The 13,467-nt window shown below is 61.2% G+C and carries 11 protein-coding genes; 7 read left to right on the plus strand and 4 right to left on the minus strand.

All coding sequences use genetic code 11. The features are described 5' to 3' along the window. Window positions 1-65 precede the first annotated feature (65 nt). Complete coding sequence (gene rdgC / locus ACMGGW_RS03345; protein WP_004940461.1) at window positions 66-977, minus strand: recombination-associated protein RdgC; 912 nt, start codon at window positions 975-977, stop codon at window positions 66-68. 216 nt (window positions 978-1,193) lie between these two features. Here rdgC and mak point away from each other — a divergent pair, with 216 nt between their 5' ends. The 3 genes from mak (at window position 1,194) to ACMGGW_RS03360 (ending at window position 2,827) form a co-directional block, all read left to right on the plus strand. After that, complete coding sequence (gene mak / locus ACMGGW_RS03350; RefSeq protein WP_420279194.1) at window positions 1,194-2,108, plus strand: fructokinase; 915 nt, start codon at window positions 1,194-1,196, stop codon at window positions 2,106-2,108. 102 nt (window positions 2,109-2,210) lie between these two features. Then, the gene (locus ACMGGW_RS03355; protein ID WP_025301735.1) at window positions 2,211-2,444 is read left to right on the plus strand and encodes a type II toxin-antitoxin system Phd/YefM family antitoxin; all 234 of its coding nucleotides are present in this window, start codon (window positions 2,211-2,213) and stop codon (window positions 2,442-2,444) included. After that, window positions 2,441-2,827: a type II toxin-antitoxin system VapC family toxin gene (locus ACMGGW_RS03360; protein ID WP_049209293.1), complete on the plus strand. Its 387-nt coding sequence runs from the start codon at window positions 2,441-2,443 to the stop codon at window positions 2,825-2,827. The genes ACMGGW_RS03355 and ACMGGW_RS03360 overlap by 4 nt, the downstream gene beginning before the upstream one ends. Here ACMGGW_RS03360 and licT read toward each other — a convergent pair. From licT to sbcD, 3 genes are all read right to left on the minus strand, one after another. Beyond that, the gene (gene licT, locus ACMGGW_RS03365) at window positions 2,824-3,672 is read right to left on the minus strand and encodes a BglG family transcription antiterminator LicT (protein ID WP_043135622.1); all 849 of its coding nucleotides are present in this window, start codon (window positions 3,670-3,672) and stop codon (window positions 2,824-2,826) included. The genes ACMGGW_RS03360 and licT overlap by 4 nt on opposite strands. Before the next feature lie 232 nt (window positions 3,673-3,904). Beyond that, window positions 3,905-7,156: an exonuclease subunit SbcC gene (gene sbcC, locus ACMGGW_RS03370; RefSeq protein WP_164099574.1), complete on the minus strand. Its 3,252-nt coding sequence runs from the start codon at window positions 7,154-7,156 to the stop codon at window positions 3,905-3,907. Next, entirely contained in the window at window positions 7,153-8,385 is a 1,233-nt protein-coding gene (gene sbcD, locus ACMGGW_RS03375; protein ID WP_025301739.1) for an exonuclease subunit SbcD, read from the minus strand. Before sbcD ends, sbcC begins: the two co-directional genes overlap by 4 nt. Window positions 8,386-8,600: 215 nt before the next feature. Here sbcD and phoB point away from each other — a divergent pair, with 215 nt between their 5' ends. The 4 genes from phoB (at window position 8,601) to brnQ (ending at window position 13,410) form a co-directional block, all read left to right on the plus strand. After that, the gene (phoB, locus tag ACMGGW_RS03380; protein WP_004940438.1) at window positions 8,601-9,290 is read left to right on the plus strand and encodes a phosphate response regulator transcription factor PhoB; all 690 of its coding nucleotides are present in this window, start codon (window positions 8,601-8,603) and stop codon (window positions 9,288-9,290) included. A gap of 24 nt (window positions 9,291-9,314) precedes the next feature. Further along, window positions 9,315-10,631 carry a phosphate regulon sensor histidine kinase PhoR gene (phoR, locus tag ACMGGW_RS03385; RefSeq protein ID WP_025301740.1) on the plus strand — a complete coding sequence of 439 codons (1,317 nt, stop codon included), beginning with the start codon at window positions 9,315-9,317 and terminating at the stop codon, window positions 10,629-10,631. Window positions 10,632-10,645: 14 nt separating this feature from the next. Beyond that, window positions 10,646-11,608, plus strand: a complete 963-nt coding sequence (locus ACMGGW_RS03390; protein WP_025301741.1) for a PstS family phosphate ABC transporter substrate-binding protein — start codon at window positions 10,646-10,648, stop codon at window positions 11,606-11,608. A 485-nt stretch (window positions 11,609-12,093) separates the two neighbouring features. Beyond that, the gene (gene brnQ / locus ACMGGW_RS03395; protein ID WP_021504688.1) at window positions 12,094-13,410 is read left to right on the plus strand and encodes a branched-chain amino acid transport system II carrier protein; all 1,317 of its coding nucleotides are present in this window, start codon (window positions 12,094-12,096) and stop codon (window positions 13,408-13,410) included. The last annotated feature ends 57 nt before the right edge of the window (window positions 13,411-13,467 follow it).

Below are 13,467 nucleotides of genomic sequence, written 5' to 3' on the forward strand. Positions count from 1 at the left end.
ACGTTGCTCGTTAGGGGAACGCAGGGCTCAGCGAAGGCTGGGCCCTGGTCGTTTCTGCGGCGGGATTAACGCTGGGCTTCGCCGCCGAGCGCTTCGATGGTGTTTTTGATCAACGCCGCCAGCTCGCTGGTCATCAGGATAAAGTCGGCGTCAAAGCGCTGGGCGAAGTCGTCGCGATCGATGTCGTCGTTCTGCTCGCGCAGCGTGTCGGCGAACTTCAGGCGCTTGAGCGAGCCGTCGTCCGACAGCATCAGCTGAATGCGCTCCTGCCAATCCACCGCCAGCTTGGTCACCAGCTTGCCGGCTTCGATATGCACCGCGATTTCGTCACTGATCAGATTCTGTTTCTTGCAGCGGATCACGCCGCCTTCTTCCAGAATCGCTTTCAATTCCGCTTCATCCTGAATGGCGAAGCCGGCCGGCATCTCGCCGGAACGCACCCATTCGGTCAGCGTCAGTTCGATCGGGCTTTCCATCGTCAGCGGCACCACCGGCAGCGAGCCGAGGCTCTTGCGCAGCAGCGCCAGCGTATCTTCGGCGCGTTTGGCACTGGCGGCATCGACCATGATCAGATCGTTGACGGTGTCGATCCACATGAAGGTCTGGTTGAAGCGGCTGAACGCGCGCGGCAGCAGGCTGTGCAGCACTTCGTCCTTCAGCGCGTCTTTCTCGGTTTTCTTCAGTTTGCGGTGTTGTTCCGCCTCCAGGCGCTCAATCTTGGCCTGCAGCTCTTGCTTGATGACCGGCGACGGCAGGATTTTCTCTTCCTTGCGCGCGCAGATGACGATCTGGCCGTTGACCGCGTGCGTCAGCGCATCGCTGTGCGAGCCCATCGGGGAGACCCAGCCAGTCTTCGCCATGTCCTGGCTGCCGCACGGCGTGAAGGCGAACGCGCTGAGTTGTTTTTCCATTTCATCCGCGTTTAACGCCACTTCGCGGCTCAAACGGTAAACCATCAAATTCTTAAACCACAGCATAATGTTATCCCTGGCTGGGCGTGCGCTCGGCACGCTGATTCGTCAAAAGCAGGGCGGCATGATAACGAATTGACGCTGAAAAATCGCCCCATTCTCTCCGAATTGCGTTGCTTTACGCACCGAGAAAGGGCGGGGTGGAGGGTGGGAAACAGGTGATTCATCTGCGCGCTTACATTAGGCTGTGGCAACGCTACGTGGCATCGAGGAGAAAAATACGTGCGCATTGGCATCGACTTGGGTGGGACGAAAATTGAAGTGATTGCGTTGGCGGACGACGGGCGGGAGCTGTTTCGCCATCGCATCGCCACGCCGCGCCATGACTATGGGCAAACCCTGGCGGCGATCGCCGGGCTGGTGAAGCTGGCGGAAGATCATACCGGCGAATTGGGATCGGTCGGGATCGGCATTCCCGGCACGCTGTCGCCGTTTACCGGGCGGGTGAAGAACGCCAACTCGGTATGGCTCAACGGCCAACCGCTGGACAAGGATCTGTCGGCGCTGCTGGCGTGCGAGGTGCGTATCGCCAACGACGCCAACTGCCTGGCGGTGTCGGAAGCTACCGACGGCGCAGGCGCTGGCGCGAAAACGGTGTTCGCGGTCATTATCGGCACCGGCTGCGGCGCCGGCGTGGCGCTGAGCGGCCAGGCGCATTCTGGCGGCAATGGCATCGCCGGCGAGTGGGGCCACAACCCGCTGCCGTGGCAGGATGACGATGAGCTGCGTTACGCTCGCGACGTGCCGTGTTACTGCGGCAAGCCGGGCTGCATCGAAACCTTTATTTCCGGCACCGGTTTCGCTACCGACTATGCGCGCCTGAGCGGCAACGCGCTGCAAGGGCATGAGATCATGGCGCTGAGCGAGCGGGGCGATGCGCTGGCGGAGCAGGCGATCGTTCGCTACGAAATGCGGTTGGCGAAATCGCTGGCGCACGTGATCAACATGCTGGATCCGGACGTGGTGGTGCTCGGCGGCGGCATGAGCAACGTGGATCGCCTGTACCGCACGGTGCCGCAGCGGGTGAAAAGTTGGGTATTTGGCGGCGAGTGTGAAACGCCGATCCGCAAGGCGGTTCACGGCGACTCCAGCGGCGTACGCGGTGCGGCCTGGCTGTGGCCGCAACAGCAGCGCTAAACGTTGCAGCAAAGCGCGAGGCTGCTCGCGCTTTAAACCCTTCCCTGTACAAAAACTGGACGGCGTTTTATGATTTAGCTAACTTAGCTAAGGAGGACGCGTATGCCGATTCAGGCCAATATGCACGAAGCCAAATCCAATCTGAGCCAGTTGGCGGACAGAGCCGCGGAGGGAGAAACCGTGATTATTGCAAAAGCAGGGAAGCCGTACGTACAGCTGGTCGCCATCAAGGGGGAAGCGCGCCGCCCTGGCGCCGCCAAGGGCAAGTTCACCGTGCCGGCGGATTTCAACGCCGAGGATGCGGCCATTGCGGCGTTGTTTGAGGGCGATGCATGAAGCGCCTGTTGCTGGATACCCACGCGTTGCTGTGGTGGCTGATCGATGACGCCTGCTTGGGCGCGAACGCCAAAAGGCAGATCGCCGATCCGGGCAATGCGGTGTACGTCAGCGCGGCCAGCATTTGGGAGATCTCGATCAAGCAGGCGCTGGGCAAACTGGCGCTGCCGGAAGATATCTTTGCGATCATCGAGGCCGAAGATTTTCTGTCGCTGCCGATGGACGCCTTTCACTGCCAACAGGCCGGGCAGTTGCCGCCCTATCATCAGGATCCTTTCGATCGCATGCTGATCGCACAGGTGCAGGCCGAAGGGCTGACGCTGGTCTCCGCCGACGCGGTGTTTCCGCAGTACGGCGTGCGGGTAGCCGACGCTCGCCGTTAAGCCGGCTTTTCCTCGCTTTCGCTGCGCACCCGTTCGATATGAATGGTCAGAAACATCATCTCTTCCGTGGTGAGCTGATGCTGATAGTGCTTTTCGATGTGGCGGTTGATCTTACCGGCGCAGGCGAATGACTCGCGGTACTTCTCTTTCACCACCTGATAGAGCGAGTCGTCGTCGCTGTCGACGTAGTTTTTCCCCAGCAGGCGCTGGGCGAAGAATTTCAAATGGGTGACGAAACGGTGGTAGCTCAGGGATTCCTCGTTGTAATCAAAGCGGAAATGGTATTTGACCAGGTTGAGGATCTCTTGCATCACGCGGGTAATATGCAGCGTGTTGTGCATCTCGTCGTTAAGCTGGGCGTTGACCAGGTGTAGGGCGATAAATCCGGCTTCGTCCTCCGGCAACGCGGTGTCCAGCCGTTGGGCGATCAGGGCCAGCGCCTCCAGCCCGACGGCGAACTCGGCCGGATAGAGCTTTTTAATCTCCCACAGCAACGCATTTTTGATATCCAGCCCTTGCGCATGGCGCTGCAGGGCGAAGTGGATGTGATCGGTCAGCGTGATGTAGACGATGTTATGCAACTTGCCCGGCAGGCGTTCGCGGGCGAGAGTAATGATCTTGTCGGCGGTGGTGACGCAGGCTAATGGGATCTCGGCGAGCAGCTCTTTATAGCGCTCGGCGGTTTCTCCGCCGTTATGGGTGAATACCTTTTCGATCAGGCTTTCGTCCAGCGTATCGCCGGGCTTCTTTTTAAAGCCGATTCCTTTTCCCATCACCACCGTCTCTTCCTGACGGTCGTCCAGCGTAATCACCACGTTATTATTGAGTATTTTAGCGATTTTCATGGTTTTTCCCGGTGTTTCAGCATCCTGAAAACGAAAAAACCTGACGCCCGGGAGCGATCCCGGGTGTCAGGTTTTGCCTGTATTTTATGTTTCTTCCCTGCGGCCCTGAGCGGCGGAGGGGATACAGTAACAATCCTATTATGTTGGCATAATAACCCGTGCCCGCCGCGGCTCAACGCTTTTCACTGCGGAGTGCCGCCGCGGTCACACTTCTGCGCCGCGCGCCGCGGGATCATTCCAGCCTGAAATGCGCCTCCAGCCGGCTGACGCCGAGCCCGTTGACCTTTTTCACCTTGATCTGCACCGGAATACGTTCTTTCATCGCCTCGACGTGGCTGATCACGCCGATGGTTTTGCCGGAGGCATTCAGGCTGTCCAGCGCGTCCAGCGCGGTATCGAGGGTTTCGGCGTCTAGCGTGCCGAAGCCTTCGTCGAGGAACAGCGAGTCGATGCTGGTTTTGTGGCTGACCAGATCGGACAACGCCAGCGCCAGCGCCAGGCTGACCAGGAAGCTCTCACCGCCGGACAGGGTGCGGGTATCGCGCAGCGCGTCCGCCTGCCAGGTGTCCACCACCTGCAGCTCCAGCGCATCGCTGGTTTTGCGCTGAAGCAGGTAGCGCCCATGCAGCCGGCCGAGTTGCTGGTTAGCCAGATAGACCAGATGATCGAGCGTTAACCCCTGAGCGAAGCGGCGGAACTTGTCGCCTTCTTTCGAGCCGATCAGCTGGTTGAGGTAGCTCCAGTCGTCGTAGTCTTGCTGACTGCGGGCGATCTGCTCGAACAGTGCCTGCTGATTAAGGCGACGGGCGGCGTCGCTTTCCAATTGGTTGCGCAGTTCACCCTGGCGCAGCTGCAACGTTTTCAACTGCTGTGCCAACTCGGCCAGCGATTGGGTGAGCGCGTCGAGATCCGTGTTGGCTTCATCCACCCCCTCAGGGCGGCTCAGCCGATGCTGCTCCAGCGTTTGCGTCGCCTGCGTCAGCAGGGCCGCGGCCTCTACCTGCCGCTGTTGCAGTTGCTCTCTACGCTGCTGCAATTCGCGGCGCAGTGTGTCGTCCAGCAGCGCGGCGGTGAAGGCGGTTTCATCAGCGAATTCGCTGTCGGCCAGCGCCTGCTGCCACTGCTGCTGCGCCTGCTGCAGCCGCTCCTGCATCTGGGTGTGCTGTTGTTGTAACCCGGCCTGCTGGCCGGTCAGGCGCTCGCGCAGTTCCTGCGCCTTTTGCCACTGCTCGGCGGCCTGTAAGCTGGCCTGTTCACAGGCGGTTTGTTTGGCGCGCAGCTGTTCCCGCACCTCGGCGACCCGCTGTTCGCCGAACAGCGCCAGCCGCTGCGCGCGCCGCTCTGCGAGAGTTTTCTCGCCTTCCTGCCAGCGTTGTTGCAGGTCTTGCTGCTGTTGCAGGCTGTCGGCATAGGTTTTCTGCAGCAGCGTAAAGCGCTCTTCGAGCAGCGCCAGCTGTTGCTGCGCCTGCTGCTGCTGCGTTTGCAGAGCGGCGAGCGCGTCTTTTGCCTGTTGTACTGCCTGCGCCGCCTGTTCATGCTGCTGCAGCGCGTGCTGCCCGCGCCGCTCTTCATCGTCGCAACCGCTCAGCCAGGCGCTGAGTCGCTCGCTCTCCGCCAGCGTAAAGTCGAACGCCAGCGGTGCGCTGAGCTGCTGCCACTGCTGCTGTTGGGCAGCCAACTGCTGTTCATCCTGCGCGATGGTTTGCTGCTGGCGTTGTTGCTGTTCCTGCAGGCCTTCGCAGCGGGTGCGCAACTCGGTGCCCTGGGTTTGCAGTTTCTCGGTGAGAGTACGCATCTCAACCAAACGCTGTTCCGTGGCCGAAGGCTGTACAGCCTGATACTGCTCTACTGCTGGATGGCTGGTGGAACCGCACAGTGGGCAGGGGGCACCACTTTGCAGCAGGGCGCGCTCCGCTTCCAGACTGACGATGCGTTTTTCCAGTTCGTGGATCTGCTCCACTTCCTGCAGCTGCGCCTTGTGCTGTTTGAATTGCTGACGCGCGCTCTCCAACTGCTGTTGCAGCCCGGCGAGCTGCGTTTGCCGCTCGGCGTGCTCCGCCTGTTGCCTAGCCAGACGCTCGCGGGTCTGACGGTTAAGGGACGCCAGAGTAAACAGCTGCTGGCGTGTTGGGCGCAGATCCGCCAGGGCGCTCAGGCGTTGGCGCAGCGGGGCCAACGGCGTTTGCGCCTCCAGCGCCTGTTGCTGCTGTTGTTGAACGGCCAGCGCTTCGTTCAGCGCGTTCAACTGCTGCTGATGTAGTGCGCCCTGTGCCGTCAGCTGGCTGCGCTGAGCGGTGAGCTGCTCCAGCGTAGTTTGCTGCTGGGCGCACTGCTGCGTGGTGGCATCGGCGGCCTGTCGTCGCTCGGCCTGTGTCGACTGCAGTTGGGCTATTTGGTGGTCGAGCGGAGCGACTTGCTCATCGATCAGCTGTTGCTGCTGCTGCATATACTCGGCATGGGTTTGCTGCGCCAGGCGGGCTTTTTCCACCGCCTGCTGCAGCGGCGCCAGCTGCGCCGAGTGCTGTTCCTGTTGCTGCGTCAGCTGGGCTGCCTGCTGTTGTATCGTCTGCAGCTCGGCGCGGCAGCGATCGCGTTCGCCGCGCAGCGGCCGCAATTTCTCGGCCGGTTCGCTGAGCGCCAACTGCTGCAGCTGCGGGGCGGCCTCCGCCTGCTCGCGCTGGGCGGTTTCCAGCCGCCGTTGACCCTCGCCTTGCTGTTGCCGGAGGCGTTGCCATTGCTGCAGCCAGCTCAGCGCCTGTTGCTGTCGCTGGGTTTGCTCGCCGAGGGCGATTTCCTGCGCGCTCAGCGCCGTCAGCTGTTCGGTCAGAGACTGGCGCTGCTCGTCGTTCAGCAGTTCGATGCCGCTGGCGCGTTGATGCAACGCATCCAGGTCGGTTTTGGCCTGCTTGTGCGACTCGAACACCTGTTCGGACAGTCGCCCGTAGATTTCGGTGCCGGTCAGCTCTTCCAGCAGTTCGGCGCGATCGTTGGCATCGGCATTGAGGAAGGCGGCGAACTGCCCCTGAGACAGCATCATCGATTTGGTGAAGCGGCCAAAGTCCAGCCCGGTGATGGTTGCGGTAAGCTCCAGCTTGTCGCGCACCTTGTCCGCCAGGATCTTGCCGTCCTCGCGGCGCGCCAATTCGACCTTCGGCGCCTGCAGATTGCCGTCCGGCGCATTCTTGGCGCGGCGCTGGCTCCAGAAGGCGCGATAGCCGACGCCCTTGACCTCGAATTCGACCTCCGCCAGCGATTCGGCGGTGTGGCGGGTCATCAGTTCATTCTGGCTCGGCGTGACGTTGAGGCGCGGCGTCTGGTGGTACAGCGCCAGGCAAATGGCGTCCAGCAGGGTGGTTTTGCCCGCGCCGGTCGGGCCGGTAATGGCGAACAGGCCGTTGCTGGCGAACGGCTCGGCGGTGAAGTCAATTTTCCATTCGCCCTGCAGCGAGTTGAGGTTTTTTAACCGCAGGCTGAGGATCTTCATGGGTTGGTCTCCTCAGGATTGTGCTGCACCGCATCGACCACCTGGCGGAACAGTTGGTGCATCCGCCGTTGGCGTGCTTCGGGCATGTCGGCCTCCTGCGCCAGGCGCCGTTCGAACACCTCGTTGACGCTCAGTTCGTTCAGCGTTTCCTTATCCTGCTGCGCGATTGCCTGGCGGCGCTGCTCTTTGCTGCGCCGCAACAGCACCACTTCCACCGGCAGCTCATCCGCCATCAGTTGGATGCGGCGCTGAATATCGCTGAGGTAGTCCTGCGTCGCCACTTCGATATCCAGCCACACCGGCAGCTCGCCGGCATAGTCGGCAAATTGCTGCAGTTGCCGTTCGATCTCGGCCAGATCCCCTTTGATCAGCTGCATGGGCTGGAACTGCGGGATCGTTAACGCATCTACCTGCTGGAGGGCTCCGTCGGCGAAATCGACCAGGAAGACGCTTTTGGCTTTGCCCAGCTCATCGAAGCTGAGCGGGATCGGTGAGCCGCTATAGCGAATATGCTCTGACTTGGCGACGTTCTGCGCGCGGTGAATGTGGCCGAGCGCGATGTAATCGGCGGGCGGGAAGGCCTGCGCCGGGAAGGCGTCCAGAGTGCCGATATAGATGTCGCGCACCGAGTCGGAGGTGGTGACGCCGACGGTGGTCAGGTGGCCAGTGGCGACGATCGGCAGCGGCAAGCCCAGCTGGTCGCGGCGCTCGCAGGCCGCCTGATACAGCGTCTGATAATGTTCGGCGATGGCTTCCTGCAGCGCCTGCTGTTTCTGCGCGCCGGATTCGCCGGCGCGGCTGGTAAGCAGATCGCGCGGCCGTAGGAACGGGATGGCGCACAGCACCGCGCCCGGCTGGCCGTCGCGCTGGTTAAGCACCACGATCTGCTGTTCGGCCGCGCCTTGCGCGCTCGCGATCACCGTGGTGTTCAGGCAGGAGAGCAGTTCCCGCGATTCGTTCAGCGTCGCCACCGAATCGTGGTTGCCGCCCAACACGACCAACTGGCAGCCGGTGCGCTGTAGTTCCACCACGAAGCGGTTGTACAGCTCGCGGGCATAGCTGGGTGGTGAGCCGGTATCGAACAGATCCCCGGCGACGATCAGCGCATCCACCTGTTGCTGTTCGATCTGTTCGATCAGCCAGTTCAGAAAAGCCTGGTGCTCGGCGGCGCGGCTTTTGGTGAAAAAGTACTGGCCAAGGTGCCAGTCAGAGGTGTGGATCAGGCGCATGACACTCCCGGATGCAAAGATAATGGCGATGATTATAAAGGCCGCGGCGGCGGCTGTCCCGGCGCAATGATGATGACAACCGGATGATTTTTCTTTACTGCGGGAAATAATCGCTATGCTTACTGCCTATAACAGCCGGTTTTTTTCATAAAAGTGTCACAAAACTGACGCATAATGGCGCCCGAAAAGTCGCTAACACATTGGCAGGATTGACGATGGCAAGACGCATACTGGTGGTGGAAGACGAAGCGCCGATCCGTGAGATGGTGTGCTTTGTGTTGGAACAAAATGGTTACCAACCGTTGGAAGCCGAGGATTATGACAGCGCCGTGACGCGTCTGTCTGAGCCGTTCCCTGATTTGGTGTTGCTTGACTGGATGTTGCCCGGCGGTTCCGGCATTCAGTTTATCAAACATATGAAGCGCGAAGCGCTGACCCGCGATATTCCGGTCATGATGCTGACCGCGCGCGGGGAAGAGGAAGACCGCGTGCGCGGCCTGGAAGTGGGGGCGGATGATTACATTACCAAGCCGTTCTCGCCCAAGGAGCTGGTGGCGCGCATCAAGGCGGTCATGCGCCGCATTTCACCGATGGCGGTGGAAGAAGTGATTGAAATGCAAGGCCTGAGCCTGGACCCGTCCTCCCACCGCGTGATGGCGAACGATCAGGCGTTGGACATGGGGCCGACCGAGTTCAAGCTGCTGCACTTCTTTATGACCCACCCGGAGCGGGTTTATAGCCGTGAGCAGTTGCTTAATCACGTCTGGGGCACTAACGTTTATGTGGAAGACCGTACCGTTGACGTGCATATCCGTCGGCTCCGCAAAGCGTTAGAAACCAGTGGGCATGATAAAATGGTTCAAACCGTTCGGGGCACCGGCTACCGGTTCTCAACGCGCTACTGATCGCGCTGCGCTGGAGAATATGCCGTGTTAGAACGTCTGTCGTGGAAGAGGCTGGCTCTGGAGCTGGCTCTTTTTTGTTTGCCCGCCTTGCTGCTGGGGCTGATTTTCGGTTATCTGCCCTGGTTTCTGCTGGCCTCCGCGCTGGCTGCGCTGGTGTGGAATTTCTACAACCAGCTCAAACTCTCCCATTGGCTGTGGATTGACCGCAGCATGACGCCGCCGCCCGGCCGCTGGAGCTGGGAGCCGCTGTTCTATGGCCTGTATCAGATGCAGCAGCGCAATCGCCGCCGCCGGCGCGAGCTGGCGCTGCTGATCAAGCGCTTTCGCAGCGGGGCCGAATCGTTGCCTGACGCGGTGGTGATGACCACCGTCGAGGGCAATATCTTCTGGTGCAACGGGCTGGCGCAGCATCTGCTCGGCTTCCGCTGGCCGGAAGACAACGGCCAGCACATCCTCAACCTGCTGCGCTATCCGGAATTCAGCCACTATCTGCAACAGCAGGAGTTTTCACGCCCGCTGACGCTGCAGCTGAACAACGAACACTACGTCGAATTCCGCGTGATGCCGTATTCCGAAGGGCAACTGCTGATGGTGGCGCGCGACGTCACCCAGATGCGCCAGCTGGAGGGCGCGCGGCGCAACTTCTTCGCCAACGTCAGCCATGAGCTGCGCACGCCGCTGACGGTGCTGCAGGGCTACCTGGAGATGATGGGTGACGAAGAGCAGGATGGTTCGCTGCGCAGCAAGGCGCTCGGCACCATGCAAGAGCAGACCCGCCGGATGGACGGGCTGGTCAAGCAGTTGCTGACACTGTCGCGCATCGAGGCGGCACCCAATGTCGACATGAACGAGCGCGTGGATATCCCGCTGATGCTGCGGGTGTTGCAGCGCGAGGCGCAGTCGCTGAGCGGCGGCAATCACGAGATCACCTTCCGGGTTAACGAGCAGCTCAACGTGTTCGGTAATGAAGATCAGTTGCGCAGCGCGGTGTCTAACCTGGTGTACAACGCGGTCAACCACACGCCGAAGGGTACCCACATCGAAGTGAGCTGGCAGCAGACGGCGCACGGCGCGCAGTTCCAGGTCAGCGACAACGGGCCGGGCATCGCCGCCGAGCACCTGCCGCGCCTGACCGAGCGTTTTTACCGCGTCGACAAGGCCCGTTCGCGCCAGACCGGCGGCAGCGGGCTGGGGCTGGCGATTGTCAAACACGCGCTCAGCCATCACGATGCGCGGCTGGAGATCCTCAGCGAACCGGGGATCGGCACCCGCTTTATCTTTACCTTACCCAATCGGTTGATTGTTCCCGCCGCTTTATCAGAGAATGCGGTGAAAAATTAACGCGAGACACCGGTATGACCCGAATAACCCGAGGGCTGTTGCTTTGCCTGGCGCTGCTGGCCGGGCGCGGCGCGCTGGCGCAGCCCGACGGCATGCTGGCGGGCAACCTGTCCAGCGTCGGTTCCGACACCCTGGCGAATCTGATGGCGCTATGGGCGCAGGATTTCAGCCAGCATTATCCCAACGTTAACCTGCAGATCCAGGCCGCCGGATCGTCGACCGCGCCGACCGCGTTGGCGGCGGGCGCCGCGCAGCTGGGCCCGATGAGCCGGCCGATGAAGGCCGCCGAGGTTTCGGCGTTCGAACACCGTTACGGCTATGCGCCGCTGGCGGTGCCGGTAGCGGTGGATGCGCTGGTGGTATTGGTGCATCAGGACAACCCGCTGCGCGGCCTCAATCTGCAGCAGCTCGATCGCATTTTCTCCGCCACCCGGCGCTGCGGCGAAAGCAAACCGCTGACGCGCTGGGGCGAGCTGGGGCTGAGTGGCGACTGGGCGACGCGTTCGCTGCAGCGTTTCGGCCGCAACTCGGCGTCCGGCACCTACGGCTATTTCAAACTGCGTGCGCTGTGCGGCGGCGATTTTATGCCGCGCGTCAATGAGCTGCCCGGTTCAGCCTCGGTGGTGCAGGCGGTGGCCGGTTCGCTCAACGGCATCGGCTACGCCAGCATCGGTTTTCGCGCCAGCGGCGTGCGGCTGCTGCCGTTGGCGGAGTCGGGAGAGGACTATGTTGCCCCTACCGCCGCCAACGTGCGCAACGATCGCTACCCGCTGTCGCGCTATCTGTATATCTACATCAACAAAGCCCCTAATCAACCGCTGGAGCCGCTGACCGCCGCGTTCCTCGACCGCGTGCTGTCGACTGCCGGGCAGAGCCTGGTCAATCACGACGGCTATCTGCCGCTGCCGCCGGGCGCCCTGCAGAAGACCCGTCAGGCGCTTGGGTTGCCACCGCTCGCGCCGGCCATGATGAAATAACCGACAAAATGCGACGTAATTTTCGCCTTTTTTCACGGCCAAACGAAGCTCGTGCCACGCGAAAATCGGGCTTATATTGGCGTTTTCGCGCGGTAAAGTGATATATGCTTCACGTTTCGTGAATCTGCTGTTCAAAAATGATACAAATCATGTAGTGTATATTTATTGATAGCCAATATGATCGACTGGTGGCTAAAGTTTATATGGTCGATAGCTCTGCTTTTCGCCGTGCGTCTTGCCTTGAAGCGCTATAAACGTTTACCTTAGCCCTCGTTGTCGGATTAAACCTCCATTTTTATAACTCCTAAAATTTTGCCCATCTTCATGAGCGGCCACTTTCGAATAGGGACATAAACGCCGGATCGACTGCGTTTAGGGTGCTTATTTGGCGCTGCAACGTTAGGGCATGCCGGCAACCGGGTGGGGCGTTACGCCACCACGCTATCGGACCATTTTTTTCATTTGAACAGGCAACACGACATCGTATGAGTCATCGTTTAACGTCAAAAGATATCCTGGCACTGGGTTTCATGACCTTTGCCTTATTCGTTGGGGCCGGGAACATCATCTTCCCGCCGATGGTCGGCTTGCAGTCCGGTGAACACGTCTGGACCGCAGCGCTGGGCTTCCTGATCACCGCCGTGGGTCTGCCGGTCATCACCGTCATCGCGTTGGCGCGCGTCGGCGGCGGCATCGACGCCCTCAGTTCGCCGATCGGCCGCGGCGCCGGCCTGCTGCTGGCGACCGTCTGCTACCTGGCCGTCGGCCCGCTGTTCGCCACGCCGCGCACCGCCACCGTGTCCTTCGAAGTGGGCATCGCCCCGCTGACCGGCGACGGGGCCATGCCGCTGTTCATCTACAGCCTGGTGTACTTCGCGCTGGTGATCGGCATCTCTCTGTATCCGGGTCGCCTGCTCGATACCGTCGGCCATGTGCTGGCGCCGCTGAAGATCGTCGCGCTGGCCGTACTGGGCATCGCCGCGCTGCTGTGGCCTGCCGGTGCGCCGATTCCGGCGACGACGGCTTATCAGAGCGTGCCTTTCTCCTCCGGCTTCGTTAACGGCTATCTGACCATGGATACGCTGGGCGCGCTGGTGTTCGGCATCGTTATCGTCAACGCGGCGCGTTCGCGCGGCGTGAAAGACGCCGGTCTGTTGACTCGTTACACCATTCTGGCCGGTTTGATCGCCGGCGTGGGCCTGACGCTGGTTTACCTGAGCCTGTTCAAGCTGGGCTCCGGCAGCGGCGCGCTGGTGCCTGACGCCACCAACGGCGCGGTGATCCTGCACGCTTACGTTCAGAACACCTTCGGCGGTTTGGGCAGCTTCTTCCTGGCGGCGCTGATCTTCATCGCCTGCATGGTGACCGCGGTAGGCCTGACCTGCGCCTGCGCCGAGTTCTTCGCGCAATATCTGCCGTTCTCGTACAAGACGCTGGTGTTTATCCTGGGCCTGTTCTCGATGGTGGTGTCCAACCTCGGCCTGAGCCACCTGATCCAGATCTCCATTCCGGTGCTGACCGCGATTTACCCGCCGTGCATCGTGCTGGTGGTGCTGAGCTTCACCCTGCGTTGGTGGCACAGCGCGCCGCGCATCATCGCGCCGGTGATGCTTGTCAGCCTGTTGTTTGGTATCCTTGACGCGGTGAAAGCGTCCAGCTTCCAGCAGCTGCTGCCGGCCTGGACCACTCACCTGCCGCTGGCGGAGCAGGGGTTGGCATGGTTGCCGCCTTCGCTGCTGATGCTGGCGCTGGTCGCGATTTATGATCGGGTGTGTACGCGTTCCCAAGTGACCGCGCACTGATAATCCCCCGGCTTAATCTAGGGCCACGGACATGTCCGTGGCTTTTTTACGTTTAAA

Source organism: Serratia sp. BNK-4, assembly GCF_048685115.1.
In the GTDB taxonomy this organism is placed as follows: Bacteria; Pseudomonadota; Gammaproteobacteria; order Enterobacterales; family Enterobacteriaceae; genus Serratia; species Serratia bockelmannii.

Bases quoted from the DNA above. Each gene is read 5' to 3' on its own strand.
- rdgC (WP_004940461.1), bottom strand. From the start codon at position 977: ATGCTGTGGTTTAAGAATTTGATGGTTTACCGTTTGAGCCGCGAAGTG.
- ACMGGW_RS03355 (WP_025301735.1), top strand. From the start codon at position 2,211: ATGCCGATTCAGGCCAATATGCACGAAGCCAAATCCAATCTGAGCCAG.
- ACMGGW_RS03360 (WP_049209293.1), top strand. From the start codon at position 2,441: ATGAAGCGCCTGTTGCTGGATACCCACGCGTTGCTGTGGTGGCTGATC.
- licT (WP_043135622.1), bottom strand. From the start codon at position 3,672: ATGAAAATCGCTAAAATACTCAATAATAACGTGGTGATTACGCTGGAC.
- sbcC (WP_164099574.1), bottom strand. From the start codon at position 7,156: ATGAAGATCCTCAGCCTGCGGTTAAAAAACCTCAACTCGCTGCAGGGC.
- sbcD (WP_025301739.1), bottom strand. From the start codon at position 8,385: ATGCGCCTGATCCACACCTCTGACTGGCACCTTGGCCAGTACTTTTTC.
- phoB (WP_004940438.1), top strand. From the start codon at position 8,601: ATGGCAAGACGCATACTGGTGGTGGAAGACGAAGCGCCGATCCGTGAG.
- ACMGGW_RS03390 (WP_025301741.1), top strand. From the start codon at position 10,646: ATGACCCGAATAACCCGAGGGCTGTTGCTTTGCCTGGCGCTGCTGGCC.
- brnQ (WP_021504688.1), top strand. From the start codon at position 12,094: ATGAGTCATCGTTTAACGTCAAAAGATATCCTGGCACTGGGTTTCATG.